Origin of the sequence: Christiangramia fulva, from assembly GCF_003024155.1 — a bacterium.
GTDB lineage: Bacteria > Bacteroidota > Bacteroidia > Flavobacteriales > Flavobacteriaceae > Christiangramia > Christiangramia fulva.
In genome coordinates this window covers 103,394-128,200 of sequence record NZ_CP028136.1, presented here as the reverse complement: position 1 = coordinate 128,200, position 24,807 = coordinate 103,394, and the positions used below count along the sequence as shown (strand labels likewise).

28 protein-coding genes are annotated in these 24,807 nt (G+C 41.1%); 19 read left to right on the top strand and 9 right to left on the bottom strand.

The features are described 5' to 3' along the window. The first annotated feature begins 159 nt into the window (after nucleotides 1-159). Complete coding sequence (locus C7S20_RS00610) at nucleotides 160-822, top strand: peptidoglycan-binding protein LysM (protein WP_107010679.1); 663 nt, start codon at nucleotides 160-162, stop codon at nucleotides 820-822. 3 nt (nucleotides 823-825) lie between these two features. Here the strand turns inward: C7S20_RS00610 and C7S20_RS00605 are convergent, their stop codons facing one another. From C7S20_RS00605 to dnaA, 3 genes are read right to left on the bottom strand one after another with little or no spacing between them, the layout of a single operon-like run. Further along, complete coding sequence (locus C7S20_RS00605) at nucleotides 826-1,551, bottom strand: SAM-dependent methyltransferase (RefSeq protein WP_107010678.1); 726 nt, start codon at nucleotides 1,549-1,551, stop codon at nucleotides 826-828. Then, nucleotides 1,544-2,014, bottom strand: a complete 471-nt coding sequence (locus tag C7S20_RS00600; RefSeq protein ID WP_107010677.1) for a low molecular weight protein-tyrosine-phosphatase — start codon at nucleotides 2,012-2,014, stop codon at nucleotides 1,544-1,546. The genes C7S20_RS00605 and C7S20_RS00600 overlap by 8 nt, the downstream gene beginning before the upstream one ends. Nucleotides 2,015-2,027: 13 nt before the next feature. After that, complete coding sequence (gene dnaA, locus C7S20_RS00595) at nucleotides 2,028-3,455, bottom strand: chromosomal replication initiator protein DnaA (protein ID WP_107010676.1); 1,428 nt, start codon at nucleotides 3,453-3,455, stop codon at nucleotides 2,028-2,030. A 206-nt stretch (nucleotides 3,456-3,661) separates the two neighbouring features. Here dnaA and C7S20_RS00590 point away from each other — a divergent pair, with 206 nt between their 5' ends. Beyond that, nucleotides 3,662-4,060 carry an acyl-CoA thioesterase gene (locus tag C7S20_RS00590; protein WP_107014035.1) on the top strand — a complete coding sequence of 133 codons (399 nt, stop codon included), beginning with the start codon at nucleotides 3,662-3,664 and terminating at the stop codon, nucleotides 4,058-4,060. Here the strand turns inward: C7S20_RS00590 and C7S20_RS00585 are convergent. The 4 genes from C7S20_RS00585 to ribD are packed head-to-tail and all read right to left on the bottom strand — an operon-like array spanning nucleotide 4,057 to nucleotide 7,181. Continuing rightward, complete coding sequence (locus tag C7S20_RS00585; protein ID WP_107010675.1) at nucleotides 4,057-4,671, bottom strand: IMPACT family protein; 615 nt, start codon at nucleotides 4,669-4,671, stop codon at nucleotides 4,057-4,059. The genes C7S20_RS00590 and C7S20_RS00585 overlap by 4 nt on opposite strands. Continuing rightward, a complete protein-coding gene (locus C7S20_RS00580) occupies nucleotides 4,668-5,540 on the bottom strand; it encodes an EamA family transporter (protein WP_107010674.1) in 873 nt (290 codons plus the stop codon). The genes C7S20_RS00585 and C7S20_RS00580 overlap by 4 nt, the downstream gene beginning before the upstream one ends. Beyond that, a complete protein-coding gene (locus C7S20_RS00575) occupies nucleotides 5,537-6,145 on the bottom strand; it encodes an HAD family hydrolase (RefSeq protein ID WP_107010673.1) in 609 nt (202 codons plus the stop codon). Before C7S20_RS00575 ends, C7S20_RS00580 begins: the two co-directional genes overlap by 4 nt. Then, on the bottom strand, nucleotides 6,138-7,181 hold the full coding sequence (ribD, locus tag C7S20_RS00570; protein WP_107010672.1) for a bifunctional diaminohydroxyphosphoribosylaminopyrimidine deaminase/5-amino-6-(5-phosphoribosylamino)uracil reductase RibD: 1,044 nt from the start codon (nucleotides 7,179-7,181) through the stop codon (nucleotides 6,138-6,140). Before ribD ends, C7S20_RS00575 begins: the two co-directional genes overlap by 8 nt. Before the next feature lie 27 nt (nucleotides 7,182-7,208). On the opposite strand from ribD, the gene C7S20_RS00565 reads away from it, so the two are divergent. Genes C7S20_RS00565 through ligA form a run of 5 tightly spaced genes read left to right on the top strand, consistent with a single transcriptional unit; the run spans nucleotide 7,209 to nucleotide 11,830 of the window. Beyond that, entirely contained in the window at nucleotides 7,209-7,694 is a 486-nt protein-coding gene (locus C7S20_RS00565) for a GNAT family N-acetyltransferase (protein WP_107014034.1), read from the top strand. A gap of 4 nt (nucleotides 7,695-7,698) precedes the next feature. After that, complete coding sequence (gene prmC / locus C7S20_RS00560; RefSeq protein WP_107010671.1) at nucleotides 7,699-8,538, top strand: peptide chain release factor N(5)-glutamine methyltransferase; 840 nt, start codon at nucleotides 7,699-7,701, stop codon at nucleotides 8,536-8,538. 4 nt (nucleotides 8,539-8,542) lie between these two features. After that, nucleotides 8,543-9,142, top strand: a complete 600-nt coding sequence (locus tag C7S20_RS00555; RefSeq protein ID WP_107010670.1) for an LOG family protein — start codon at nucleotides 8,543-8,545, stop codon at nucleotides 9,140-9,142. Between the two features lies 1 nt (nucleotide 9,143). After that, on the top strand, nucleotides 9,144-9,818 hold the full coding sequence (locus C7S20_RS00550; RefSeq protein ID WP_107010669.1) for a VOC family protein: 675 nt from the start codon (nucleotides 9,144-9,146) through the stop codon (nucleotides 9,816-9,818). A gap of 17 nt (nucleotides 9,819-9,835) precedes the next feature. After that, a complete protein-coding gene (gene ligA / locus C7S20_RS00545) occupies nucleotides 9,836-11,830 on the top strand; it encodes an NAD-dependent DNA ligase LigA (RefSeq protein ID WP_107010668.1) in 1,995 nt (664 codons plus the stop codon). A 195-nt stretch (nucleotides 11,831-12,025) separates the two neighbouring features. On the opposite strand, the gene C7S20_RS00540 is transcribed toward ligA, so the two are convergent. Next, on the bottom strand, nucleotides 12,026-12,937 hold the full coding sequence (locus C7S20_RS00540; protein WP_107010667.1) for a metallophosphoesterase: 912 nt from the start codon (nucleotides 12,935-12,937) through the stop codon (nucleotides 12,026-12,028). 1 nt (nucleotide 12,938) lies between these two features. Continuing rightward, nucleotides 12,939-13,697, bottom strand: a complete 759-nt coding sequence (locus tag C7S20_RS00535; RefSeq protein WP_107010666.1) for a 5'-nucleotidase C-terminal domain-containing protein — start codon at nucleotides 13,695-13,697, stop codon at nucleotides 12,939-12,941. Nucleotides 13,698-13,901: 204 nt separating this feature from the next. On the opposite strand from C7S20_RS00535, the gene C7S20_RS00530 reads away from it, so the two are divergent. The 12 genes from C7S20_RS00530 (at nucleotide 13,902) to coaE (ending at nucleotide 24,790) form a co-directional block, all read left to right on the top strand. Further along, entirely contained in the window at nucleotides 13,902-14,600 is a 699-nt protein-coding gene (locus tag C7S20_RS00530) for a hypothetical protein (protein ID WP_159039844.1), read from the top strand. 124 nt (nucleotides 14,601-14,724) lie between these two features. Further along, nucleotides 14,725-15,228, top strand: coding sequence for a DUF6913 domain-containing protein (locus tag C7S20_RS00525; RefSeq protein WP_107010664.1), 504 nt, complete (start codon nucleotides 14,725-14,727; stop codon nucleotides 15,226-15,228). Continuing rightward, nucleotides 15,228-16,103 (top strand): 4-hydroxy-tetrahydrodipicolinate synthase, encoded by an 876-nt coding sequence (dapA, locus tag C7S20_RS00520; RefSeq protein ID WP_107010663.1) that lies wholly within the window; start codon nucleotides 15,228-15,230, stop codon nucleotides 16,101-16,103. The genes C7S20_RS00525 and dapA overlap by 1 nt, the downstream gene beginning before the upstream one ends. A gap of 132 nt (nucleotides 16,104-16,235) precedes the next feature. Further along, nucleotides 16,236-17,048 (top strand): outer membrane protein assembly factor BamD, encoded by an 813-nt coding sequence (locus tag C7S20_RS00515; protein WP_227009070.1) that lies wholly within the window; start codon nucleotides 16,236-16,238, stop codon nucleotides 17,046-17,048. 10 nt (nucleotides 17,049-17,058) lie between these two features. After that, the gene (locus C7S20_RS00510; RefSeq protein ID WP_107010661.1) at nucleotides 17,059-17,385 is read left to right on the top strand and encodes a DNA-directed RNA polymerase subunit omega; all 327 of its coding nucleotides are present in this window, start codon (nucleotides 17,059-17,061) and stop codon (nucleotides 17,383-17,385) included. A 12-nt stretch (nucleotides 17,386-17,397) separates the two neighbouring features. Next, entirely contained in the window at nucleotides 17,398-18,603 is a 1,206-nt protein-coding gene (gene coaBC / locus C7S20_RS00505) for a bifunctional phosphopantothenoylcysteine decarboxylase/phosphopantothenate--cysteine ligase CoaBC (protein ID WP_107010660.1), read from the top strand. Continuing rightward, nucleotides 18,596-19,483: a type IX secretion system protein PorD gene (porD, locus tag C7S20_RS00500; RefSeq protein ID WP_107010659.1), complete on the top strand. Its 888-nt coding sequence runs from the start codon at nucleotides 18,596-18,598 to the stop codon at nucleotides 19,481-19,483. Before coaBC ends, porD begins: the two co-directional genes overlap by 8 nt. A gap of 57 nt (nucleotides 19,484-19,540) precedes the next feature. Next, entirely contained in the window at nucleotides 19,541-21,193 is a 1,653-nt protein-coding gene (gene recN / locus C7S20_RS00495; RefSeq protein WP_107010658.1) for a DNA repair protein RecN, read from the top strand. A 79-nt stretch (nucleotides 21,194-21,272) separates the two neighbouring features. Further along, nucleotides 21,273-22,100, top strand: a complete 828-nt coding sequence (locus C7S20_RS00490) for an enoyl-ACP reductase FabI (protein ID WP_107010657.1) — start codon at nucleotides 21,273-21,275, stop codon at nucleotides 22,098-22,100. Nucleotides 22,101-22,240: 140 nt separating this feature from the next. After that, nucleotides 22,241-23,251: a glycosyltransferase family 2 protein gene (locus tag C7S20_RS00485; RefSeq protein WP_107010656.1), complete on the top strand. Its 1,011-nt coding sequence runs from the start codon at nucleotides 22,241-22,243 to the stop codon at nucleotides 23,249-23,251. Then, nucleotides 23,244-24,188 (top strand): YbbR-like domain-containing protein, encoded by a 945-nt coding sequence (locus C7S20_RS00480; RefSeq protein ID WP_107010655.1) that lies wholly within the window; start codon nucleotides 23,244-23,246, stop codon nucleotides 24,186-24,188. Before C7S20_RS00485 ends, C7S20_RS00480 begins: the two co-directional genes overlap by 8 nt. Continuing rightward, nucleotides 24,185-24,790, top strand: a complete 606-nt coding sequence (gene coaE, locus C7S20_RS00475) for a dephospho-CoA kinase (protein WP_107010654.1) — start codon at nucleotides 24,185-24,187, stop codon at nucleotides 24,788-24,790. The genes C7S20_RS00480 and coaE overlap by 4 nt, the downstream gene beginning before the upstream one ends. The last annotated feature ends 17 nt before the right edge of the window (nucleotides 24,791-24,807 follow it).

Genomic DNA, 24,807 nt, shown 5'->3' with positions numbered 1-24,807 from the left:
CTTTTCAAAGTTATACTTCAGTTAAACTTTACGTAAGTTTAAAAAAGGTTTAACATACTGATATTCAGATTTTTAAAAATTGTTATACATTTGCCACCGCTAATATGAAAGGGGTGAGGTTTTTTAGACCAAACCATTAACCTTTCGAAAACAACAGCAATGAGAAAGAAAATTGCAAAATTTTCAATCTTGCCACTGGCAGCAGGCTCGATATTTTTTAGTTTTTCAACTAAAGATGCTGCTAAAATAAATCTGGAAAATTATTCTACCGCTAATCTCGATCTTGATTATACGGTGGAAGATCTGAAAGCAGAGATTGAACCAGATTTTCACATTTCCCATGCCGCTCCTTTTCTGGGTAAATCGTATGTAGGTTTTAAAGAAGCCGTGGCTTTTAAAGAGTCACAGGGTAATTATAAAAACATCAACGAATACGGTTATTTAGGGAAGTACCAGTTTGGAAAAGGAACCCTGAAACTTTTAGGAATCTACGACACCGTGGAATTCCTGGAATCACCTGCTTTACAGGAAGCAGCTTTTTATGCGAATGCCAGCCGAAATAAATGGATTCTTCAAAGAGATATCAAGCGTTTCGATGGAAAAACCATAAATGGAGTTAAGGTAACCGAATCTGGTATTCTTGCCGCCGCGCACCTTGCCGGTCCTGGCAGTGTAAAGAAATATCTTAGAAGCTGGGGCGCCCAGGCTTTTAGTGATGCCTTTGGAACCAGCATCAGAAATTATATGAAGCGTTTTCAGGGCTATGATGTGTCTTATATCAAAGCAGAAAAGAACGCCCGGGTAGATTTTGACAGGCTTTAAAGTCTACAAATCTTTCTGAATGATAAAAATCGCCGGTCTTTTATGAAGGTCGGCTTTTATATTTTTCCATTCTGAAGCGGTTGCCGTTTTGATGAATTCTGAAGCTAAGGTTAGATCACAGGCCACACAGATACGGGTAGCCGGATGAAGTATCTGGACAAGATCCTGCAGAAATTTCATATTTCGGTAAGGCGTCTCAATAAACAGTTGCGCCTGATTTTTTTCCGCGGAAATTCTCTCAAGCTGTAATATAGTGCTTTTCCGTTCCTTTTTATCAATGGGCAAATACCCGTGAAAGGTAAAGCTCTGGCCGTTCATTCCGCTGGCCATCATTGCCAAAAGGATGGAGGAAGGGCCCACTAGAGGCACTACCTGAATTCCAAATTGATGGGCAAGTTTAACTATTTCGGCGCCTGGATCTGCCACGCCCGGACAACCGGCTTCACTCAGTAATCCCATATTCTTGCCTTCCTTTGCAGGATTTAGAAAATTGAGAATTTCAGAGGGGTCTGTAAATTTATTTAAGGCTTTTAATTGAAGTGCAGGCTGTGATTTTTCCGGAAGGATCCTTTTGATAAACCGCCGGGCAGACTTTTCATTTTCCACAATAAAATCATCTATTTCTTTGATGATTTCTTTATTCATTGGTGGAAAAACTTTATTATCAGGAGAATCTCCCAGGCCTACGGGAATAAGATAGAGTTTTCCATATTGATGGGGATCACTCATAAGTCCCGTTATTCAGCTTTTCTGCAATTTTATCACAGGCTTCGTCAAGCATTTGGTAAACATTTTCAAATCCCTGCTCGCCGCCATGATAAGGGTCGGGAACATCAACATTTTCATCGGGGAACATTTCATTCAGGATCAGGTGTACTTTTTTGCGATCTTCCTCATTCCTTGCGAGCTCAAGCACATCGCGATAATTGAAATTGTCCATCACGAAAATATGGTCGAAATCATCAAAATCTGATACCGAAAATTGTCTTCCGCGTTGTTCGGTGATGTCGAGATCATACCTTTTCGCGGTGGCGACAGATCTTCTGTCAGGAGCATCACCAATATGGTAGTTGCTTGTTCCGGCAGAATCTACGTAAACCTTGCTGCGGTCAACCTTGGACTTTAAAATACCTTCGGCCAGGGGCGATCTGCATATATTGCCTAAACACACCATCAAAACCCTGGTTTTCATAAAAGATTGAGTTTTAGAGGGTAAGTTTTTTGTTGAGGTCTTCCACGAACTTTTTGAACTGCTTATCGGTAGAAGCCAGATTATCTACAGTCTTGCAGGCGTGAAGAACAGTAGCATGGTCACGACTTCCAATTTGTGAACCAATACTTGCCAGCGAAGCTTTTGTGAATTTTTTGGCAAAAAACATGGCAAGCTGCCGCGCCTGAACAATATGGCGTTTCCGTGTTTTAGACTGCAGTGTATCCACATCCATCTGGAAATAATCGCTTACCACTTTCTGAATATAATCTATAGATACTTCACGCTTGGTATTCTTCACGTAGTTGTCTACGATCTTTTTCGCAAGGTCAAGAGTGATATCTTTCCGATTAAAAGACGAATGGGCGATCAATGAAATAATAGCTCCTTCGAGTTCACGAATGTTCGTTTTGATATTATTGGCAAGGAATTCCACAATATCTTCCGGCATTTCCACGCCGTCGCGATACAGTTTATTTTTGATAATGGAAACCCTCGTCTCGAAATCGGGATGTTGCAGTTCTGCAGAGAGTCCCCATTTGAATCGGGAGAGCAGGCGTTGTTCAATATCCTGCATATCAACCGGAGCCTTATCGCTGGTAAGGATCACCTGTTTACCGTTTTGATGAAGGTGATTGAAAATATGGAAAAATACATCCTGGGTTCCGGCCTTTCCTGAAAGCAGCTGAATGTCATCCACGATCAGAACATCGATGATCTGGTAAAAATGAATGAAATCATTGCGATTGTTCTTTTTTACCGACTCAATGTATTGCTGGGTAAATTTTTCTGCAGAAATATACAGAACGGTTTTTTCAGGATATTTGTCCTTGATCTCCACACCAATAGCATGGCCCAGATGAGTTTTTCCCAAACCAACACCGCCAAAGATCAACAGGGGATTGAAAGAGGTTCCACCAGGTTTGTTAGCCACTGCCAGGCCGGCAGAGCGGGCAAGCCTGTTGGATTCTCCTTCAAGAAAATTATCAAAATTATAGTTGGGGTTGAGCTGAGACTCGATCTTTACATTCCTGATTCCAGGAATGATAAAAGGATTTTTAAGCTCAGGACTCTTATTTTTAATGGGAACATCTACTTCCTGCGAAGCCATATTCGATCTTTGAGTACTCGGTATTTTTTCAGTAAAAGGCAGTTTGTTCCCATACGTATTCTCCATTTTGATCACATAAACCAGTTTGGCTTTTTCGCCAAGCTCACGAGTAAGGGAAACCTTTAGAAGTTTAACATAATGCTCTTCCAGCCATTCATAGAAAAATTTTGAAGGTACCTGGATGCTTAATGCACAATCTGTAAGTTTTACTGCTTGTATTGGTTCGAACCATGTTTTGTAGGCCTGGGGGGTTATATTATCCTGAATGAAAGACAGACAATTATTCCAAACCGATTGCGCAGTTTTTGACATTCTTTGTTAGACGTTATTTAGGTTAGTAGTAAAGACTAAATTGGAAGTTAGAAAGAAGATTCTTTGCTAACTCGAGCGGAACAAATATGTGAACAAAAAATGTAAAAAAAAAAACCTTTTTGGGGTTGAATTTTAAGAAAAATTTATGCATACTTGAATCCAAGCCTGAAGATAAAAAACCTTTCGCAAAAAGGCTATTATTTCTTATGAAATCTCATAATTCTTTTGTTAAAGTTCGTTATGCCGAGACCGACCAGATGGGTGTGGTGCACCATGGAAATTACCCGCAATACCTTGAAATAGCTAGGATCGAGTGGCTTGAAGCTCTCGGGATCTCCTATAAATCTTTGGAAAAGGAAGGGGTGATGTTACCGGTTTTTGAACTGAATGTAAAATACCACAAACCCGTAACTTTTGATGAAAAACTGAAGATAGAGACGCGGCTTAGGGAACTTCCAAATGTTAAAATCACTTTTGACTACTTTATCTTCAATGAAAAGGGTGAAAAAGTTACTTCGGCCAGCAGTATTTTGGTTTTTATGGATTCAAAAACGCGCAGGCCTATACGATGTCCTGAAAATATTCTGGAAAAGCTGAAGGATTAATCTTCGATTTTTGAAATTTCTACTTTATAGGTGTTGTCAAATTTTGAAAAAATTTCCCCGGCTTCATTTTTTCTAACTGAGATATAGATTTTACAATCAATTTCCAGTATTTGATCGATCACGTTCAGGTTGTTTTGTTTAATTACCTGCATCACTTTGTTCATTTCAGGATAATCAAATTTTACAACGAAAACCTCGTCTATCGTCCTCTGGATGATCTCTGAATTTTCAAGCGCCATCTGCGCGGCGGTACGATACGCATTTATGAGTCCGCCCACACCTAACTTTACACCTCCAAAATAACGCACCACCACGATCAGGATATTGGTTACCTCAAAAGACTGAATTTGCCCGTAAATAGGCATTCCTGCTGAATTTGAAGGCTCGCCGTCATCATTTGCCCGGTACCTGAAATTCTGCTCTTCCTTTCCCAGCTGCCACGCATAGCACCAGTGACGCGCCTTATGATGCTTTGACCTGAGTTCCTGTAAATGCGCTTCAATTTCCTCTTCATTTTTTACAGGAAAAGCATACCCGAAGAACTTTGAATTCCGGTCTTTGAAAAGCACTTCTTCCGAGGCTTTGGTTATGGTTTTATAAGTATCCTTCATATCGCGCTGTTTGCTACCAGAATAATACTGATAATTGCCAAAATCAAACCTATCCAGTTTTTACGAATCAGTTTTTCATGAAATAGCAGAATTCCCGTCAGGGTTGAAAATGTTACTATCGCCACATGGTTCATGGTAAAAACGGTGGAACTTTCGAGGCCGTTGCTTCTCAATGCCATTACCAGAAAATAGATAGAATAATAATTGGGAATTCCCAGGGCGATCCCACCGAGAATATTTTTCCAGGTGATCTTTAATTTACCAAGAATGGCCTGGCCAGTTAAGATGAAGGTGCCTATAATTCCTGCAGTGGCGAAAATGGTAGAAGAGAAGAGGCCCACATCAGTTTCTGCCACGTAACTCGTTTCAAGATATTTCAGGCTGGTATCTATGATCCCGCTTCCGAAAAAGACCAAAAGCGGAAAAATCAGGTTTTTGGTTTTTATGCTTATTCCTTCCTTCTTTTTAATGGAAGTAAGATAAACTGCGATCAAAGCCAGGATGATTCCACAAATTTTTAAAAATCCGGTACTCTCATTGTAGAGGAAAATTCCGCAGGCTACGGGAATGGCAACCGACATTTTTGTAGCTACGGCAACGACCGACATACCACTTCGCTGTGTGGTGATCGCCGCCAGATTAAAAACGGTAATGAATAAAAATCCGAGCACAAGAGCACCCGGAAACCAGCTTTCCGAAGGTACTTTACTGAAATCGGCATTATCGATATAACCAAAATATCCAACGGTACAGGCTATGAAATAGTTGACGATGATCGCCTGTAGGGTATTTACTCCATACCTGGTGTACAGCCTGAAAACCACAAAAATTATGGTTGAAGACAGTACGCTCAGGAGCAGGTAGATCAAAATAATTCCTTTTTAGTAGTGAAAAGATCGATCACATCCTCTCGCGTTGGTTCGATATTCCATACATTGAAGCCCAGCCTGGCTGCGGTTTCAGTATTTTCTTTGGTATCGTCTATAAATAAAGTATTTTCCGGTTTCAGATCATGTTTGTCAACCAGAAATTCAAAAATTTCCGGGTCGGGTTTTCGAAGTCCTATTTCGTGCGAGAGGTAAAATCCGTCAAAGCATTGTTTAAAATCATTAAAAAAGGAAACGTTGCTTTTGATGTATTCGATGTGATTTTCGTTGGTATTACTAAGCAGGATAAGCTTAAAATCTTTCTCTTCGGCCAGTTTCTGAATAAAGCGAAAGCGATATTCCGGAAATTCCAGGATCATGGCGTTCCACGACTGCATGAAATTTTCTTTTTCCAGCTGCGGGAATTGTGCACGGTATTTTTCAGCGATCTCATCGGAAGTAACAAATCCCTGTTCATAATCGCGGTTCATGGCGGTGATGGAATCGGGCAATTTGTCGATATCCATTTCCTTTAGTTTTCGGGTGGTCGCCTCTTTATCAAGATTTATAAATACATCTCCAAAGTCAAATATGATCGCGTCAATCATTTCTGTAAATTTTTAAATTATCGGTTTCGATGGTTTTTTCCTGCTGCAAATTACCCGAAAATTCAGGAGCCTTAATGCCGGTTTTAAACTGATTTCTGCCGGTAAAAATTCGGGCTTCATCCCAAAGACCGGAGTTGATAAATTGCTTAAGGGTTTGGCTGCCGCCCTCGATGATCACCGATTGCAAATCATGTTCATATAATATTCTGCAGATCTCGTCTGCGATATTTTCTGAAAAATTTATTTCCTCAAAAAGGAGATTTTCCTTTTCCCTCGAAGCGTCTTTTTCCGCGCAGATCACGATGGTCTTTACACTTCCGTCGAAAATTGAAAAATCGGCAGAAAGCTTCAAATCTTTATCGATCACCACACGAACGGGATCATTTCCGGTCCATTTTCGAACATTCAGCTTTGGATTGTCGGCTTTTACCGTATTGGCGCCCACTAAAATCGCCGCTTCTTCACTGCGCCATTTGTGCCCAAGCTGCCCTGAATATTTGTTGGTGATCCAAACTGGTCTATTCGACTCTTTCTTTTGTGGCGCAATAAATCCATCAGAAGTCTGCGCCCATTTCAGAATAATATAAGGCCTTTGTTTTTTATGAAAAGTAAAAAACCGCTTGTTTAATTCCAGGCATTCCTTCTCCAGGATTCCCACTTTGACCTCGCAACCGGCATCCATCAGTTTTTTAATTCCGCGGCCGGCAACTTTAGCGAAAGGATCCATGGTACCTATGACTACTTTTATAAAGCCTTTGGCAATGATCAGGTCACTGCAGGGAGGCGTTTTGCCAAAATGACTGCAGGGCTCCAGGCTCACATAAATAGTCGACTTTTTGAAAAGTTCCTCATTTTTCACCGATTGAATGGCGTTTACTTCAGCATGAGCTTCGCCGGCCTTACCATGCCAGCCTTCCCCAATGATCTTCCCATCATATACGATCACACTCCCAACCAGGGGATTCGGATAGGTCGTTCCGAGCCCGTTTTTGGCCAGTTCTATGCAGCGATTCATATATTTTTCGTGTATATTCACGTCACAAAAATAGAATTATTAAGCAGAATGAGTACGTGGAAAATACGTGAAATTGAACCAGAAGACAATCAGGAAGTTAAAAAATTAATTCAAAATGTGCTTGTGGAAATGGGTGCGCCAAAAGAGGGCACCGCTTATGAAGACAAATCCCTGGATGATATGACTGCCACTTATGAGGGCAGGGGAAAAGTTTATTATGTGGTTGAGGAAAATTCTAAAATAATAGGGGGTGCGGGGATCGCGCCCTTAACCGGGATGGAATTTGAAATTTGCGAATTGCAGAAGATGTATTTTCTACCCGAGGCCCGTGGCCGTGGAATCGGTAAGGAAATGATTGAACATTGCCAGGAATTTGCCCGAAAGAACGGTTTCCAGAAGTGTTATATCGAGACTTTGCCCTCGATGAAGCATGCGAGAAATCTCTACAAAAAATGCGGGTTCGAACCTTTGCCTGGCCCCATGGGAAATACCGGTCATTATAATTGTACCGTTTTTTTACTGAAAGACCTTTAGGTAAGTGCGGCTGTCACAGTTAAAACTCCAGTTTATAGATCATCTTAAAGATGGATATCCCTCGAAAGAAATTGAATCTTTTTTCAATATTCTTGCGGAAAAGTACCTTGGAATGACGCGGCTGGAAGTTGCTTTGGCGCCGGAATTAGCGCTGAATGAAGAACAGTTGAGTGCATTTGAATCGGCATTGAAAAGATTGAAGCAGCATGAACCCGTACAGTATATCACCGGGGAAACCGAATTTTTCGGACTGCATTTTCTGGTAGATAAAAATGTACTTATCCCTCGTCCCGAAACCGAAGAACTTGTAGATTGGATCATTCAGGATAATAAGGAGTTACAAAATCTTAAAATCCTGGATATAGGCACCGGAAGCGGCTGCATTGCGATAAGCCTTGCAAAAAATTTGAAAGCCGAAGTTACCGCTTTTGATATTTCGGAAGCAGCGCTCAAAACTGCAAGAAAGAACGCTAAATTAAATAAGGTCGATGTCGATTTCCGGAAGCTGGATATATTGAAACTGGAAAAACTGCAAGAGCGGTATGATATCATAGTTTCCAATCCGCCTTATGTGCGTGAGCAGGAAAAGGAACAGATGCAGAAAAATGTCCTGGACCATGAGCCAAAAACGGCGCTCTTTGTTGATGATGACGATGCCTTGATCTTTTATAAAAAAATTGCCGAATTGGCGCAGGTTTCTCTGAGACAGAACGGAGCACTATATTTCGAGATCAACCAGTATCTGCATGAAGAGACCAGAGACCTGGTTGAAAATTTGGGTTTTGAAGCCGAATTAAAAAAAGATATTTTTGGGAATTACCGGATGCTAAAAGCTGTCAGATAAAATTATGAGTCATAAAAATTCCATTCAGAGTCTTGCCGTTTTCTGCGCCAGCAGCGACGGGAACGATCCGCAAATTTTCGAAGAGGCTTATGAATTAGGCCGAAAAATGGCTGAAAAAAATATTCGTTTGGTTTACGGAGGCAGTAAACTCGGACTCATGGGGCAGGTTGCCGCAGGGGTTATGGAGGCCGGCGGAAAAGCAACCGGAGTGATTCCCGATTTCCTGAAGACGAAAGAAGTGGTTCATACCGGCCTTGATAAGTTGATCACTACCAAAGATATGCATGAGCGCAAACTTACTATGAATGAACTCAGTGATGCTTTTATCGCCTTACCCGGAGGCTTCGGAACTTTCGAGGAACTTTTTGAGATCGTCACCTGGGCACAGCTAGGTTTGCATAAAAAACCTATCGGTTTGCTTAATATCAATGGATTTTATGACGATTTACTCAAAATGCTTCATAAAATGAATGAAAAAGAGCTGCTAAAAAAGGAAAATCTCGATATCTTACTGGTTGCCGATAATTTTGAAGAATTATTCGAGAAAATGATCCATTTTGAAGCAAAACCGGTTCCGAAATGGATGAATAAAAACCAGACCTAAGATGAAAATCTCGAAACTTAGCATTTATTCCAATAAAATTAAAGCTCAGCTGAAGTTCTACAGGGACGATCTGGGCTTTGAGATCCTTAATTACGATGAAAAAAGTTTTGAGATAAAATGCGGGTACTCGGTGCTTCGTTTTGAATACCGGGAGAATCCTACTCCTTATCATATCGCGTTTCATATTCCAGATAATCAGGAAAAATATGCCTTGCAGTGGATCGAAAATAAAACTAATGCCTTGAAAAATAATAATGATAAGATCATCGATTTCAGTAACTGGCAGGCAAAATCGGTTTATTTTTATGATGAAGATGAAAATATCATGGAATTCATTTCCCGTAACGATTTTTCCAAACCGAAATCTGCTCTTTTTTCCGCGGATAGTATAGTGGGAATCGCCGAAATCGGACTCGCTACTGAAGATATTCCTTCAAATTTTGAAAAAATGAAGCAGGAGTGCAAACTGGAAAAATTCGATGGAAATTTTGAGCATTTCTGCGCAGTGGGAGAGCCTTCCGGACTCATTATTACCATCAATAAGAATAAAAAAGACTGGTTTCCAACAAGTGACAAAGCTTATTCTTCGGCCTTTGAACTGGAGTTTTCGCATCAGTCTAAAAATTATCTTCTGAAATTCAGCAGTAACGACAGGCTGAATATCTCACAACTTTAAAGCATTATATTCTAGAAATGGATATCAAAAAAAAGATAGAAAGCCTTCGCGAGGAAATGGAGCAGCATAATTATAATTATTATGTCCTGGATAAACCGCAGATCAGCGATTATGAATTCGATATGAAGCTGAAGGAACTTCAGGAACTGGAGGAAAAACATCCGGAGTTTCAGGATGAGAATTCGCCTACACAACGCGTGGGTGGTGCCGTTACCAAGAGTTTTGCAACAGTTCAGCATGAATATCGCATGTATTCGCTATCCAATTCATATTCGAAAGAAGAGCTTGAAGACTGGGAAAAACGTATCGGGAAAGTGGTAGAAGGCAAAGTTCAATATGTTTGTGAATTGAAATACGACGGGGCTTCCATCAGCCTTACTTATGAAAACGGCACTTTACAGCAGGCGGTCACCCGCGGCGACGGTTTTCAGGGAGATGATGTGACCAATAATGTGCGTACGATTCGTTCGGTTCCTTTGAAATTAAAAGGTGATTATCCGGAGCGTTTTCATATTCGCGGCGAGATCATTCTGCCTTATGAAGGTTTTGCGAAAATGAATGCCGAGCGCGTGGAAATAGGGGAAGAACCTTATGCAAATCCGAGAAATACGGCTTCGGGAAGTTTGAAATTGCAGGACAGTGCCGAAGTCGCGAAACGTCCGCTGGAATGTTTACTTTATACGATAACCGGGAAAAACATTGCGATAAGTTCCCAATTTGAAGGACTTGAAAAAGCCCGAAAATGGGGTTTCAAAGTACCGGAAGAATCGGAATTGAAAAATTCGATCGATGAAGTTCTGGATTATATCAATTACTGGGACAAGCATCGGCACGATCTTCCTTATGAAACCGATGGGGTGGTGGTGAAGGTGAACGATTTTCAACAGCAGGAAGAGCTTGGGCATACCGCGAAATCACCTCGCTGGGCGATGGCGTACAAATTCAAGGCCGAGCAGGAAAGCACAAAATTGAAAAAGATCACCTACCAGGTGGGAAGAACCGGAGCGATCACGCCGGTGGCAAATCTTGAACCGGTGCAACTGGCGGGAACCATCGTGAAAAGGGCATCCCTTCATAATGCCGACCAGATCGAAAAACTGGATGTACGGGAAGGTGATACTGTTTTTGTTGAAAAAGGAGGTGAAATCATTCCGAAGATCGTGGGTGTTGATTTTACCAAAAGAGATCCCGATTCTGAACCCACAAAATATGCGACCCATTGCCCGGAGTGTGACACCGAGCTTGTGCGGGCCGCCGGGGAAGCACAGCATTACTGCCCGAATACGAATGGATGTCCGCCGCAGATCATTGGCCGAATTCAGCATTATATTTCAAGAAAAGCGATGGATATCGAAGGCCTGGGCGGGGAAACCGTGGCGCTTCTGGTAAATAATGATCTTATTGAAAATTATGCCGATCTCTATACTTTGAAAAAAGAGGATATACTTCCACTGGAACGAATGGCAGAGAAATCGGCTGAAAATTTGGTCAATGGTATTGAGAAATCTAAGGAGGTGCCTTTCGAAAGAGTGCTTTTCGCCCTCGGAATCCGTTATGTGGGTGAAACCGTGGCTAAAAAACTTGCGAAACACTTTAAGAATATCGACGCGCTGATGGCCGCTTCAGAAGAGGAATTGATCAACCTTGATGAGATCGGGGAAAGGATCGCCTGGAGCGTGAGGGACTTTTTTGATTCCGAAGCAAATGTTGAAAATGTCAAACGACTTCGGGAATATGGTGTTCAATTAGAAATTTCAGCGGAAAAACTGGCGAATCAAACCGATAAACTTGGCGGCAATACTTTTGTGATCTCCGGGGTTTTTGAAAAGGTTTCCCGGGATGAGCTTAAGAAAATGATCGAGGACAACGGCGGAAAAGTTTCCAGTTCGATTTCTTCCAAAACTAATTACCTGGTTGCGGGCGAAAATATGGGTCCCAGCAAACTTGCGAAAGCCGAGAAGCTCGGAACGAACATTATAAGCGAAGATGATTTTCTGAAAATGGTTAATTAGCTCTAAGCTCTAAGCTGTAAGCCCTAAGCTATAAGTCTTAAGCTGTAAGCCAAAAGCATATAGCAAGCCTCCAAAAAAAAGAATAAAGAAAAAGGAGCCGAGAAACAAGAATTTGAAACGAGTCCTATTTCATTTTCAAATCTTCAAATTGCTAAATTTTCAAATAATTTTCTCCAGGCTTATTGCTTAAAGCTATTAAGATACTTCCATACTTTTTGCTTCTGTAGAAACTTCTCCTTTTTCATCGAAATAGAAGTCGAGTCTGCCCAGGAATAATCCGTAACAACCAACCTGGTTTACGAGCACATTTTTACCCGCTTTATTCTGAACAACGGTCGGTTTTTCCAGGAAAGTATGAGTATGCCCGCCAATGATGAGATCGATATCCTGAGTGGTTTTTGCCAATTTCAGGTCAGATATCTTATCATGATCGTATTCATATCCTAAATGTGACAGGCAGATCACGAGATCACATTTCTGTTCGTTTTTTAACAGGTTGGTCATATCCTGAGTCACTTCAACCGGATCGAGATATTTGGTTTCCTTGTAAAGTTTGTCGTTCACCAAACCTTTCAGCTCCACACCGAGCCCAAAAACGCCTATTTTGAGTCCGTCTTTCATGAAAATACGGTAGTTTTTGGTTTTTCCATTCATGATGGTATTGCTGAAATCGTAATTCGAGCAGATAAAATCAAAGTCGGCGTAAGGTAATTGAGCATATAATCCGTCGATGCCATTGTCAAAATCGTGGTTCCCGATGGTAGCCGCGTCATACTTCAGCTTGCTCATCAGTTTGAACTCAAGTTCGCCGCCGTAAAAATTGAAGTATGGAGTTCCCTGGAAAATATCACCGGCATCCAGCAAAAGCGTATTCGGGTTTTCCTGCCTGATCTTTTCGATCAAAGTCGCTCTCCTGGCCACTCCACCCATATTGGCATTTCTGCCTTCTTCGGGCCCAAAGGGTTCTATATGGCTGTGCACATCGTTGGTGTGAAGAATGGTGAGATGTTTTTTATGCTGAGGTTTGAAGGAGAGGGACGCCAGACCGCCGAGACCCACAAAAGCTCCCGCCGTAGCTGTAGTTTGTAAAAATTGCCTTCTTTTCATCTTATTGCTGTCTTGTATATCGATCGTCTATTTCCGCTTTGAGCGTATCGTGTTTTTTAAAATAATCGATGATCGCGTTGCGAATCTTATAATCGGCACCGTAGAGATTCACCGGATCTTTGAAAAAATTCATACTGTCGCCTCCCTGCTGCAAATAATCGGAAGTCGCTACGAAATAGGTTTTATTGGTATCAATTTCCTTACCATGAATACGGGCATCGATGATCTTATAATCTTTGTCGGCTGTTAATTTGATGCCGCTTACCGGATGCGCGCTTTTAGCCTGGCTGAGGTAATCGAGCATCTCCTTCACCTTTTTTCCGGAAAGTTCAGCAATGACAATTTCATTTTCGAAAGGCATCAGCTCGTAGGCGTTTCGCGCGGTAAGATTTCCTTTTGGGAGTTCTGCACGAATTCCACCTTTATTAAGCAGGACAAAATCGATATTTTTTCCGGTACGTGCTTTAAAAACGGGGTTTGCCTGCTCCATGACCACATCGGCCATAAAATTTCCTAAGGCAGAATTAAGGTCGCCATCGCTTTTATTCAGAAGTTTCGGATTGTAGATCAAAGCCGAATCGAGCGTATTATTAAGATGCTCCTTATAGGGCTTTATAAAATTCTGAATAGCGGTATCGCCCTGAATTTTTTCGTTCACCGGAATTCTTTCCGCAGAAATATCAGAGACTTCAAAACTGTCATTTTTACAGCCCATTAAAATGATCGCTGCGAATCCAAAAAAAAGATGTGATAACTTCATAAACTTAAAAAGTAGGCTGCAAAGATAAACGCTTCATCAGTTTTATCCGAGTAAATCAAAAAAAGCATTTTTCAGGCTGTTCATTTTAAATTTTACAGCATTTGTGGTCTGCCAATTAGATTTCTTCGGGAAAAGACAGAAATAGTTAAGTATTTGTTAATGAATAAGATTTTTCTTTATATTTAGCCCATTATTTTGCCCCCTATGAGATATAGCCAAATGGCCATTCTGGCAACAATTCCGGTTTTTATTATTAATTTATATGCCGTGGTTTCTGGAATTTCCTGGGGTATAAACCTTTCCGAGATACTTATAATTCTTATTCTCTTCGCCGGATTTCGCAAGCGAATTGATCCTAAAAATGTGAATTTGATCGCTTTCGTCTTTTTAAGCATTGCTGCCTACCTCCATGGTTTTATACAAAATGATAAGACCATCTATCTTATTTGCATGATGCTGGTAATGATCTCTTATATTTTTCTGTACAGGGAGGCGCTTAATTATACGCAAACGGAAAATGCCAGTAAATTCATGCGCATCTTTTTTGTGGTGGTGCTCGCCCTGAATGTTTATTTCTTGTACGGTCATTTAGAAGAAGTCCAGGCTCGTATTAAAGGAGCCTTGGAGTTTGGAGTGTACTGGATATATTATTTAAACCTGCTCGTTTTGGCAATTATAGGCCTCGTTTACTATCTTAACTCATATTCCAGGAAGTCGGTTTATTTTATTTCGCTGGTCCTAGCGGTTGTATTTTCAGATGTTTTTCGGGATATGGCTAATTTTTATCTCTCAGATACCAGCGTGTTGTTAGTAGAATATTTCCTAAAATATGGAGCCTTTATCCTTGTTTTTCAGTTCTTTGGGACAGGAGAAAAAAAGCTCAGGCTTATCAATCTCGTGTAAAGCATTTCACAAAATAAACAAAGCTGTTAAATATGGTAGTTAGGGTTTTTAACAAATCTGAAACCGCTTTTATGTTTATTGAAAATAACTACTTTTGCTTCACTTTTAAACCGGATTATTTTCATTGAATCTGAAAAGAAATTTACTTAAAAAGAAAATTCTGAAACTTTCCCGGGAAGCGGGAAAATCGGAATTGGGAAAACCTAAAGAACTGGGTTTCGTTTTTGAAGGGATCTCTTCGGAAGGGATCATAGAGTTTATTAAAGGTTTTAAAGATCAGGGATGGAATGAAAAACAAATGGAAATTATCATTTGTGATCCTCAGGAAGCTTTGCCTCGCGGGGTAGAAGCCGAAACCCTGGAAATGGAGAACATTAGCCTCAGCGGAAAGTTAAAACAAGAAATCGAGCTGCATTTCGTAAAGCACAATTACGATTTCCTGATTGGGTATTTTTCTGAAAAATCGCTACCGGCGGCCCTTGTGTTTGCAATGACGGCCGCGGGATTTAAAATGGGCAGAAAACCGGATGTTTTCAATCTTTTTGATGTGGAAATATCTGCTAATGATCCAAAGGTTTTCCTGGAGGAAAGCCTGAAATATTTACAAATTTTAAAAGCAAAAAATTAATGGAAGCCTTTGTTGGAACTGGTGTGGCGCTGGTTACGCCATTCAAATCAGATTTATCGATAGATGTTGACGCACTGCATAAGCTGGTTCAGTCCCAAATAGATAACGGGATTGAATACCTGGTGGTGCTGGGAACGACGGCTGAAAGTGCAACTTTGAGCAGAGAAGAAAAAGAACTGGTAAAAGCTGAAGTAAAAAAGGCTAATAACGGAAGGTTACCGCTGGTTCTTGGTGTGGGAGGAAACAATACCGCTTCGCTGGTGAACGAATTGCAAACCGGAAATCTTGAAGGTTTCGAAGCTATACTATCAGTTTCTCCCTATTACAATAAACCTACGCAGGAGGGAATTTTCAGGCATTTTAAAGCAATCGCCGAAGCTTCTCCGCTACCAATTATACTTTATAATGTTCCCGGAAGAACTGCGTCAAACGTTCTACCCGAAACAGTGAACAGGCTGGCACGGGAAGTTCCTAATATCATAGGCGTGAAAGAAGCCGCCGGCGATATAGTTCAGGCCATGAGGCTGATTAATATGGTTCCTGAAGATTTCAAAGTGATTTCGGGAGATGATATGGTTGCCCTGCCAATGACCCTGGCTGGAGGAAAAGGAGTGATCTCGGTGATCGGACAGGGTTTTCCGAAGGAGTTTTCAGAAATGATACGGCTGGGATTAAAAGGCGATGCAAAAGAAGCCTATAAAATGCATTATAAAATTGCGCCATCAATAGATCTTATTTTTGCGGAAGGGAATCCTGCCGGGATCAAGGCGCTGCTTACCAAAAAAGGAATTATTGAGAATTATCTCAAACTTCCTCTGGTTGAAGCATCAGAAAATCTTCAAAAAAGAATTGATCATTTTGTAGATAATTTCTGATTATCACGCAGAATTTTGGATAAGAATAGCTTTCCTGCTACAATAAACCCCCAAAAAACGGGTTAATTCTGTAGTTCAGGAAAGTTTTTTTTATAGTAACAAATAATGTATTTTTGCCAGATGTTTTTACGTATGATAAAAAAGGCACTTCTTATAGTGGGTATGCTAACGGTAACGCTGTCTTGCAGCGAATATCAGAAGCTGCTAAAAAGTGATGATACAGCCCAGAAATATACCAGGGCAGAAGAATTATATAACCAGGGGATTGAAAAAGACAGCGATAAGTCGCTTAAAAGGTCATTGCGGCTTTTGGAGCAGATCGAGCCTCAGTTTCGTGGAAAACCTCAGGGACAGCGTCTTGCTTACATGGTAGCGAATGCGCATTACCAGCTTGAAGATTATTATCTGGCGCCTTTCGAATTTGAAAGATTCCTACAGTTATATCCTAATTCTGATAAAGCCGAGGAAGCAGAATTCAAAATGGCGGCAAGTTATTTTTACCGTTCCCCGAAATATAATCTTGACCAAACCGATACGCATAAAGGCATTGAAAAGTTACAAATTTACCTGAACAAATATCCTGACGGGGAATATTCAGATAAAGCCAATGAAATGGCCACTGCGCTGCAAACAAAACTTGAAAAGAAAGCTTTTGAAATAGCGAAACAATATCATAAAACTCAGTATTATAAGGCGGCGATAGCTTCTTTTAATAATTTCCTGGCCGATAATCCGGGATCTCCATTCAGAGAAGAAGCTTATTTTTACCGTTTTGATTCAGCTTATCTTTTGGCCATCAACAGTTTCCAGGTTTTGATGGAAGAACGGCTAAAAGAAGCAAAGGATTTTTATGAAACCTATAAAAAATATTATCCTGAGGGGCAATATCTTCCGCAGATGAAGGATGCCCTTGAAGATATTAATAACCGTTTACAAAATTTTTAATTAAGGCATGATGGATTTTAAGAAAATTGACGCTCCGGTTAACACCACTACTTACAACAAAAACCTTATAGATGAGCCCACAGGGAATATCTATGAAGCAATTTCAATAATTGCGAAAAGGGCCACACAGATCAATTCTGAAATCAAAAAGGAATTACTGGAAAAGCTCGATGAATTTGCTACTTATAACGATTCTCTAGACGAGATTTTTGAAAATAAGGAGCAGATAGAAGTATCTAAATTTTATGAAAGACTTCCTAAGCCACAGGCGTTGGCAATTGAGGAATGGCTTGAAGATAAAATTTACTACCGCAATACGAAAGATACCGAAGAATAGAACTGTTTCGGTATGTCTTCACTAAAGGGCAAGAAAGTTTTATTAGGCATTACCGGTGGTATTGCCGCTTATAAATCTGCCTCTTTGGTTCGCTTATTTATTAAGGCCGGAGCCGAAGTAAAAGTAGTGATGACGCCCGCGGCAAAAGAATTTATTACCCCGCTTACACTTTCCACACTTTCTAAAAATGAAGTTTATTCTTCATTTACCGATGAGGAAGACGAAAATGCTCGCTGGAACAACCACGTAGAACTCGGCCTTTGGGCCGATTTTATGCTTTTAGCCCCTGCTACAGCCAATAGCCTGTCAAAAATGGCAGCCGGCAACAGCGATAATTTTTTGCTTGCCGTTTACCTTTCGGCAAAATGCCCGGTGTTCTTCGCGCCCGCGATGGACCTGGATATGTATAAACACCCATCCACAAAAAAAAGTTTTGAAACGCTTGAGAGTTACGGGAATATTATGATCCCTGCAGGAACCGGTGAACTTGCCAGCGGACTCCACGGCGAAGGCCGAATGGCCGAGCCGGAAGAGATCATCTATTTCCTCGAAAATCATTTTACCAAAGATTTACCTTTAAAAGGAAAAAAAATACTCATTACCGCCGGACCTACTTATGAAGCGATCGATCCGGTTCGATTTATCGGGAATCATTCCAGCGGGAAAATGGGTAGTGAACTTGCTGAAGTAGCTGCGGGTCTTGGTGCTGAGGTGACGCTTATCCTTGGGCCTTCCCATGTGGAAGTGGATGAAAAAAGTATCCGTTTAATACGGATTACAAGTACCCGTGAAATGTATGAGGCGGCGACTTCAAATTTTGAAGATTGTGATGTTTTTATTGCGGCCGCTGCAGTGGCCGATTATAAACCGAAAAATGTTGCCGATCAAAAGATCAAGAAATCGGGAGATATCACCCTGGAACTTACCAAAACTGAGGATATCCTGGCTACATTAGGACAAAGGAAAAAGCATCAGAAACTTATAGGTTTTGCTTTGGAAACAAATGAAGAAGAAGCCAATGCAAGAAAAAAGCTCGAAAAGAAGAATCTTGATTTTATTGTATTAAATTCATTGCGTGACAAGGGCGCGGGATTTCAGGAAGACACCAATAAAGTGACTATCATTTATCCCGATCATCAGGTGAAATTCGATTTAAAATCTAAAAAAGAAGTGGCCTTGGATATTCTAAAAGAAGTTATAGATTTACTAAATGCGTAAGGTTTTTCTTCTAATATTATTTTTTACCGGGATGCAGCTCTGTTCTGCCCAGCAACTCAACTGCGAGGTGATCATCAATGCCGAGCAGACGGGACAGGCAAATCTTTCGGTTTTTAAAACCCTGCAGCGTGCGCTTACAGAATTTGTGAACCGTACGAACTGGACCGAAAGAAGTTTTCAGCCACAGGAGCGCATCAACTGCAGTATGTTCATTACCATTACCAGTTTTGAAGGTGAAAGTTTTAATGGAAATATTCAGGTACAGTCTTCAAGACCGGTATATGGCACCTCACTGGTAACCCCTGTTTTTAATTTTAAAGATGAACAACTGGGCTTCAATTATCGCGAATTTCAGCCGTTAAATTATAGTCAGAATACTTTTAGCTCTAACCTGGTTTCAGTGATTTCTTTCTATGTCTATACTATTATGGGGCTTGATGCCGATACTTTCGCGCCAATGGGTGGAACGCCTTATTTTGAAGAAGCGAATCGCATTGTAACCACCGCCCAACAGGGAAATTACAGGGGCTGGAGCGGCGCCGATGGTCCGCGTTCGAGATTTAGGCTCAATGCCGATTTGCTGGCGAATACTTATGCCGAATATCGCGAGTCACTCTACGATTATCATAGATTGGGGCTTGATATTATGGCTGCAGATCTACTTACCGGAAAAAAAGCCATTGCTGAAACCTTTAATAAACTTGAGGTGATGAACCGCCGACGAAATAATTCGCTGTTGCTTCGGGTGTTTTTTGATGCCAAGGCTGACGAGATAACGTCTATCTTCTCGGGAGGGCCTTCGGTAAATAAGGCCGATCTCATTGAAACATTGAACAATATCGCTCCCCGTTACTCCAAGAACTGGAGAAGTATTCAATGATCTTTTTGGTTGATTTGAAGTTTTTTCTCACGTATATTTAGCACAAATTTTAGCGATTTGCTCACATCTCTTTCGATAAAAAATTACGCGCTTATTGAAGATATCAATATTCGCCTGGAAAACGGTTTTACCATTATCACCGGGGAAACCGGTGCGGGAAAATCTATCATGCTTGGGGCTTTAGGATTGCTTTTGGGTGATCGCGCCGATTTCAGTTCCATCAGGGATCCGGAGAAAAAATGTGTGATCGAAGGCGTTTTCGGCATTACAAATTATAAACTTCAGAGTTTTTTCAAAAAAGAAGATCTCGATTATGAACCGAACAGTATCATAAGGCGGGAAATTCTTCCTTCGGGAAAATCACGAGCCTTTATTAATGATACACCGGTTACCATTTCAGCGCTTTCAAAACTGGGAAGTTATCTTATCGATATTCATAGCCAGCATGAGACCTTAAGCCTTGGAAATTCTGAATACCAGTTCAATGTCATCGATACTATCGCAAAGAACGAATCGGTGATCATTGAATATAAAAAGGAGCTGAAAACATATAAGGCGCTGCTGGCAAGACTTGAAGAACTTAAAGAAGAACAATCCCTTGCAGCTAAAGAATACGATTACAACTTGTTTCTTTTAAAAGAACTGGAAGCGGCGAATTTAAAGGAAGGTATGCAGGAGGAACTCGAGGAGAGGTATGAGGAGTTGAATAATGTGGAAGAACTGACCGAAAACCTCAGTTCTGCCCTAAATTTACTGCAGCAGGAAGAAATTGGTAGCCTTGAAAGTCTTAAAGCAGTGCGTGCCCACCTGGCCAGGATTTCCAAATTTTCTACGGCTTATGAAGCTTTTCATGAGCGTATCCAGAGTGTGATCATCGAACTTGACGATTTGGAGACCGAGATGACTGCTGCGCTGGACAGGGTAGAAGCCAATCCTGAAGAACTGGAAACCATCAACCAGAAATTACAGGCCATTTATAACCTTCAGAAAAAGCATAACGCGGGGGATATAGCAGAACTGCTTCAGATCATGAGTGAATTACGCGAAAAGGTCGCGGTGACCGAAAATGCCGATTCAATGGTTTCTGAAATCGAAAAGGAAATCAAAGCTCAAAAAGAGGTCGTTTCAAAGATCGCCGACACTCTTCACGAAAATCGGAAAAAAATAATCCCTGCATTTATCGAGCAAACCGAGCAGATCTTAAAAGACCTTGGGATGCCAAATGCACGTTTAAATATCGAGCTCGAAAAAGGAAGCGAATTTCTAAGCAACGGCCGGGATAAACTGGAATGGTACCTGGCGGCCAATAAAGGCGGCAGTTTTAAGGAGATGAAAAAGGCAGCTTCGGGAGGAGAATTATCCAGGATCATGCTTGCTGTAAAAAGTATTCTTTCGGCTCAAAGCAATTTACCTACCATTATTTTTGATGAGATCGATACGGGAGTTTCGGGTGAAATCGCTCAGAAGATGGGGGAAATCCTTAAAAGAATGGGCAATTCCATGCAGGTGATCGCCATAACCCACCTTCCGCAGATCGCCGGAAAAGGCGCTACTCATTTTAAAATTTTCAAAGAAGACAGTGAAACGGCCACGCAAACAAAGATCCTTCGGCTGGAGGAAAATGAGCGAATCGAAGAACTGGCCCTGATGCTTGGCGGAAATGCCAAAACCGATTCAGCTCTTGCTCATGCCCGGGCTCTTCTGAATTAATGAAAGCCGGAGAATCGTTTTTCCCATTATGAAACTTCTTTGCTATCTTTACAAACCAACAACCATAAAATAAAATCAAATGTCATATAACCTGTTGAAAGGGAAAAGAGGAATTATTTTCGGTGCGCTTGATGAGAATTCGATCGCCTGGAAAACTGCTGAAACCGTTCATGCCGAAGGAGGTAAATTTGTGCTTACCAATGCGCCAATAGCCATGAGAATGGGGAATATCAAGGATCTTGCTGAGAAAACGGGTTCTGAGATCATTCCTGCCGACGCAACAAGTGTGGAAGATCTTGAGAACCTAGTAGAGAAATCTGTGGAAATCCTGGGAGGGAAGATCGATTTTGTGCTTCATTCCATCGGGATGTCTGTGAATGTGCGAAAAGGGAATCACTACACCGATATGAATTACGATTTCACCACTAAAGGCTGGGATGTTTCTGCGGTTTCTTTTCATAAGGTGATGCAGGTGCTTTACAAAAAAGACGCGATGAATGAATGGGGAAGCATTGTTGCCCTGAGCTATATGGCGGCACAACGCGTTTTTCCTGATTATAACGATATGGCCGATAACAAAGCCTATCTGGAATCCATCGCTCGCAGTTTCGGATATTTCTTCGGAAAAGATAAAAAGGTGCGGGTAAATACAATTTCGCAATCTCCAACGCCCACTACGGCTGGACAGGGAGTAAAAGGCTTTGGCGGATTTATCGCTTTCGCGGAAAAAACGTCTCCCCTTGGGAATGCAACAGCCCAGGAATGTGCTAATTATACAGTATCTCTTTTCTCTGACCTTACCAGAAAGGTAACTCTCCAGAACCTTTATCACGATGGCGGATTTTCAAATATGGGAGTTAGCCAGGAGGTAATGGAAGCCTTTGACCGCAACGAGGAAGAAAAATAAATAAGAGGATCGTCTGAAAATCTGTGATTTCTAATCTGAAACCGGTTTTTGGATTTCTGAGGATCAAATCCTGGAATTGCCGATTAAAATAAGAATGATTTTCATGATTTTTAGACGGTTCTTTTTGAAGTGCTTTTCACATGCAGCCCAAATATTCTTTTATTATTCCTGTTTACAACCGTCCTGAAGAGATCAGGGAACTGCTGGAAAGTATGCTTCAGCTCAGGGGAAATATTCCTTTTGAGGTTATTGTTGTGGAAGACGGTTCTAACCTGAAATCTGATAAGATCACAGAAGAATATTCCCCGAAGCTGGATATTCACTATTTCTATAAATCCAATTCCGGTCCCGGGGATTCCCGAAATTTCGGGATGCTGAAGGCTAAAAGTGATTATTTTCTTATCCTTGATTCAGATGTTATTCTTCCGCCTGATTATTTAGAGGAAGTGGAGGCTTTCCTGAATGAAAATAGCTGTGACTGTTTTGGCGGCCCCGATGCCGCGCACGAGTCTTTTTCACGGGTCCAGAAGGCGATTGATTACAGTATGACCTCTTTTTTTACAACCGGCGGAATCAGGGGAGGCAAAAAAGAGGGTTTTCAGCCACGAAGTTTTAATATGGGCCTGAGCCGCGAAGCCTTTCAGGCGAGCGGCGGCTTTGGAAACATACATCCGGGTGAAGATCCCGATTTGAGTTTGAGGTTGAAGGAAAAAAGGTTTAATATCTGCCTGATCCCTGAAGCGAAAGTTTTTCATAAGCGTAGGATAGACTGGCAAAAATTTTATGTGCAGGTAAAAAAATTCGGTATGGTAAGGCCAATTTTGAACAAATGGCATCCTGGTTCTGGAAATGTCACTTATTGGTTTCCGCTGCTATTTTTGATCGGATTGCTCATTTCAGCGGGACTGGCCACGGCAGGATATTTTTTTTATTTAGGAGTTTATATTATTTATTTTTCGGTAATTGTCATAGATGCTTCTATAAAGACGAAAAGCCTTTATACCGGGCTTATGGCCTTAAGGGCTGTGATCGTCCAGTTTTCGGGATACGGATACGGGTTTTTACTTTCGGTATTCAGAATAGGGATTTTAAATAGGAATCCTGAAGAGGTGTTTCCGCAATTGTTTTTCAAAAAAACTAAAAGTGCTTAAAAAACGTCGATTATTTAAAAGGTCCAGTGTAAAGACCTTCAGTTTTTTCCTGGTTTTTTCAGCCATAGTATGGGTATTGGTTCAGTTTTCCAAGACCTACACCCAAACCATAGAAATTCCCCTTAACTATATCAATCCGCCTCTCGATAAAAGCATTTCCGAAGATAGACCAGATCATGTAGACCTTCAGCTTCAGGAAACCGGGTTCAGCATTTACTATTATAAGATCTTCGACCCGGAGCTGACCATAGATCTTTCCCAGGCTGAGGTAGAAGATCATCAGCTTGTTTATTATATCGAAAATCACCTGAGCCATATAGAAGAAGAATTACGAATAGATTTTAAAAAATCGCATATCATTCAGGATGAGATCGTGATCCCTTTTCAGAAGAAAAAGGAAAAAATGCTGAAGGTGATCCCGCGCATTGAGGTGAACTATGCGGTGGGTTATTCGGCTGATAATCCCGTTCAACTTAAACCTGATTCTGTAAAGGTAAGTGGTGCAGAAAGAATGATCGATACCATTGATAGTGTGTACACGCGCAAATTGACCATAAATAAAGCCAACCAGGATATTAGCGGAAAAGTGAAGATCGATACCAGTGGCCTGGGAATGCTCAGTTTTTATAATAATACAGTGAATTACTTTCAGAAAATTGAAAAATTCACCGAGGGAAGTGTCGAAATTCCCATTGAAGTGATAAATGTTCCTTCCGGTATGAACCTTGTTTATTTCCCGAAGACGGTGATCGTCTATTATCAGGTAAACCTGCGGCAGTATGAAGAGATCACTTCAGCCGATTTTCGGGTGGTGTGCGATTACAGTGAAGTGAATAAAGGCGAAGATTATATGATCGCCAAGATCGTGGAAAAACCTTCTTTTATCACGAATGTCAGGCTTAATGAAAGGCGTATTCAATTTGTGATCAAGAAATGATAACGGTAGGACTCACCGGCGGAATTGGCAGCGGAAAAACGACCATAGCAGGTTTTTTCAGGGAGCTTGAGGTGCCGGTTTATATTGCCGATGAAGCCGGAAAACGCCTGATGGAAACTTCGGAAGAGATCAGAAATAAAATCATCGAAATCTTCGGAAAGGAAGCTTATAAAAATGGCCTTCCGGATAGAAAACTTATCGCCTCACGCGTCTTTAAAGACAAGGCCCTTCTTGAAAAATTAAACAATATCATTCATCCCGCAGTGGCTGACGATTTCAACGAATGGAAGGCCCGGCAAAAGGCAGCTTATGTTCTTTATGAAGCCGCGATCCTGTTTGAAACGGGAGCTTATAAAAAGGTAGATTTCAGTATTCTGGTCACTGCTCCCAAGGAAACCAGGATTAAAAGACTTCAAAAAAGGGATAATAGTTCCCCGGAAGAGATCGCCGACCGAATGAACAATCAGTGGGACGATGAAAGGAAATCTAAACTTGCCGATTTTGTTATTGAAAATACAGATTTAGGCCATAGCCGTGAACAGGTTAAGGATATTCACTTTGAAATCTTAAAAGCAGGTCAAAATTCGCAGAAGTTCTGTTAACATTTGGTTAAACACTT

What these genes read in the sequence shown, in the direction of transcription:
- C7S20_RS00490 (WP_107010657.1), top strand. Translation starts at nt 21,273, where the DNA reads ATGTCATATAACCTGTTGAAAGGGAAAAGAGGAATTATTTTCGGTGCG.
- C7S20_RS00550 (WP_107010669.1), top strand. Translation starts at nt 9,144, where the DNA reads ATGAAAATCTCGAAACTTAGCATTTATTCCAATAAAATTAAAGCTCAG.
- dapA (WP_107010663.1), top strand. Translation starts at nt 15,228, where the DNA reads ATGGAAGCCTTTGTTGGAACTGGTGTGGCGCTGGTTACGCCATTCAAA.
- C7S20_RS00600 (WP_107010677.1), bottom strand. Translation starts at nt 2,014, where the DNA reads ATGAAAACCAGGGTTTTGATGGTGTGTTTAGGCAATATATGCAGATCG.
- C7S20_RS00535 (WP_107010666.1), bottom strand. Translation starts at nt 13,697, where the DNA reads ATGAAGTTATCACATCTTTTTTTTGGATTCGCAGCGATCATTTTAATG.
- coaBC (WP_107010660.1), top strand. Translation starts at nt 17,398, where the DNA reads ATGTCTTCACTAAAGGGCAAGAAAGTTTTATTAGGCATTACCGGTGGT.
- porD (WP_107010659.1), top strand. Translation starts at nt 18,596, where the DNA reads ATGCGTAAGGTTTTTCTTCTAATATTATTTTTTACCGGGATGCAGCTC.
- C7S20_RS00585 (WP_107010675.1), bottom strand. Translation starts at nt 4,671, where the DNA reads ATGAAGGATACTTATAAAACCATAACCAAAGCCTCGGAAGAAGTGCTT.
- coaE (WP_107010654.1), top strand. Translation starts at nt 24,185, where the DNA reads ATGATAACGGTAGGACTCACCGGCGGAATTGGCAGCGGAAAAACGACC.
- C7S20_RS00485 (WP_107010656.1), top strand. Translation starts at nt 22,241, where the DNA reads ATGCAGCCCAAATATTCTTTTATTATTCCTGTTTACAACCGTCCTGAA.
- dnaA (WP_107010676.1), bottom strand. Translation starts at nt 3,455, where the DNA reads ATGTCAAAAACTGCGCAATCGGTTTGGAATAATTGTCTGTCTTTCATT.
- C7S20_RS00565 (WP_107014034.1), top strand. Translation starts at nt 7,209, where the DNA reads ATGAGTACGTGGAAAATACGTGAAATTGAACCAGAAGACAATCAGGAA.
- C7S20_RS00605 (WP_107010678.1), bottom strand. Translation starts at nt 1,551, where the DNA reads ATGAGTGATCCCCATCAATATGGAAAACTCTATCTTATTCCCGTAGGC.
- C7S20_RS00510 (WP_107010661.1), top strand. Translation starts at nt 17,059, where the DNA reads ATGGATTTTAAGAAAATTGACGCTCCGGTTAACACCACTACTTACAAC.
- C7S20_RS00515 (WP_227009070.1), top strand. Translation starts at nt 16,236, where the DNA reads ATGATAAAAAAGGCACTTCTTATAGTGGGTATGCTAACGGTAACGCTG.
- C7S20_RS00540 (WP_107010667.1), bottom strand. Translation starts at nt 12,937, where the DNA reads ATGAAAAGAAGGCAATTTTTACAAACTACAGCTACGGCGGGAGCTTTT.
- C7S20_RS00590 (WP_107014035.1), top strand. Translation starts at nt 3,662, where the DNA reads ATGAAATCTCATAATTCTTTTGTTAAAGTTCGTTATGCCGAGACCGAC.
- C7S20_RS00575 (WP_107010673.1), bottom strand. Translation starts at nt 6,145, where the DNA reads ATGATTGACGCGATCATATTTGACTTTGGAGATGTATTTATAAATCTT.
- ligA (WP_107010668.1), top strand. Translation starts at nt 9,836, where the DNA reads ATGGATATCAAAAAAAAGATAGAAAGCCTTCGCGAGGAAATGGAGCAG.
- C7S20_RS00555 (WP_107010670.1), top strand. Translation starts at nt 8,543, where the DNA reads ATGAGTCATAAAAATTCCATTCAGAGTCTTGCCGTTTTCTGCGCCAGC.
- C7S20_RS00610 (WP_107010679.1), top strand. Translation starts at nt 160, where the DNA reads ATGAGAAAGAAAATTGCAAAATTTTCAATCTTGCCACTGGCAGCAGGC.
- C7S20_RS00530 (WP_159039844.1), top strand. Translation starts at nt 13,902, where the DNA reads ATGAGATATAGCCAAATGGCCATTCTGGCAACAATTCCGGTTTTTATT.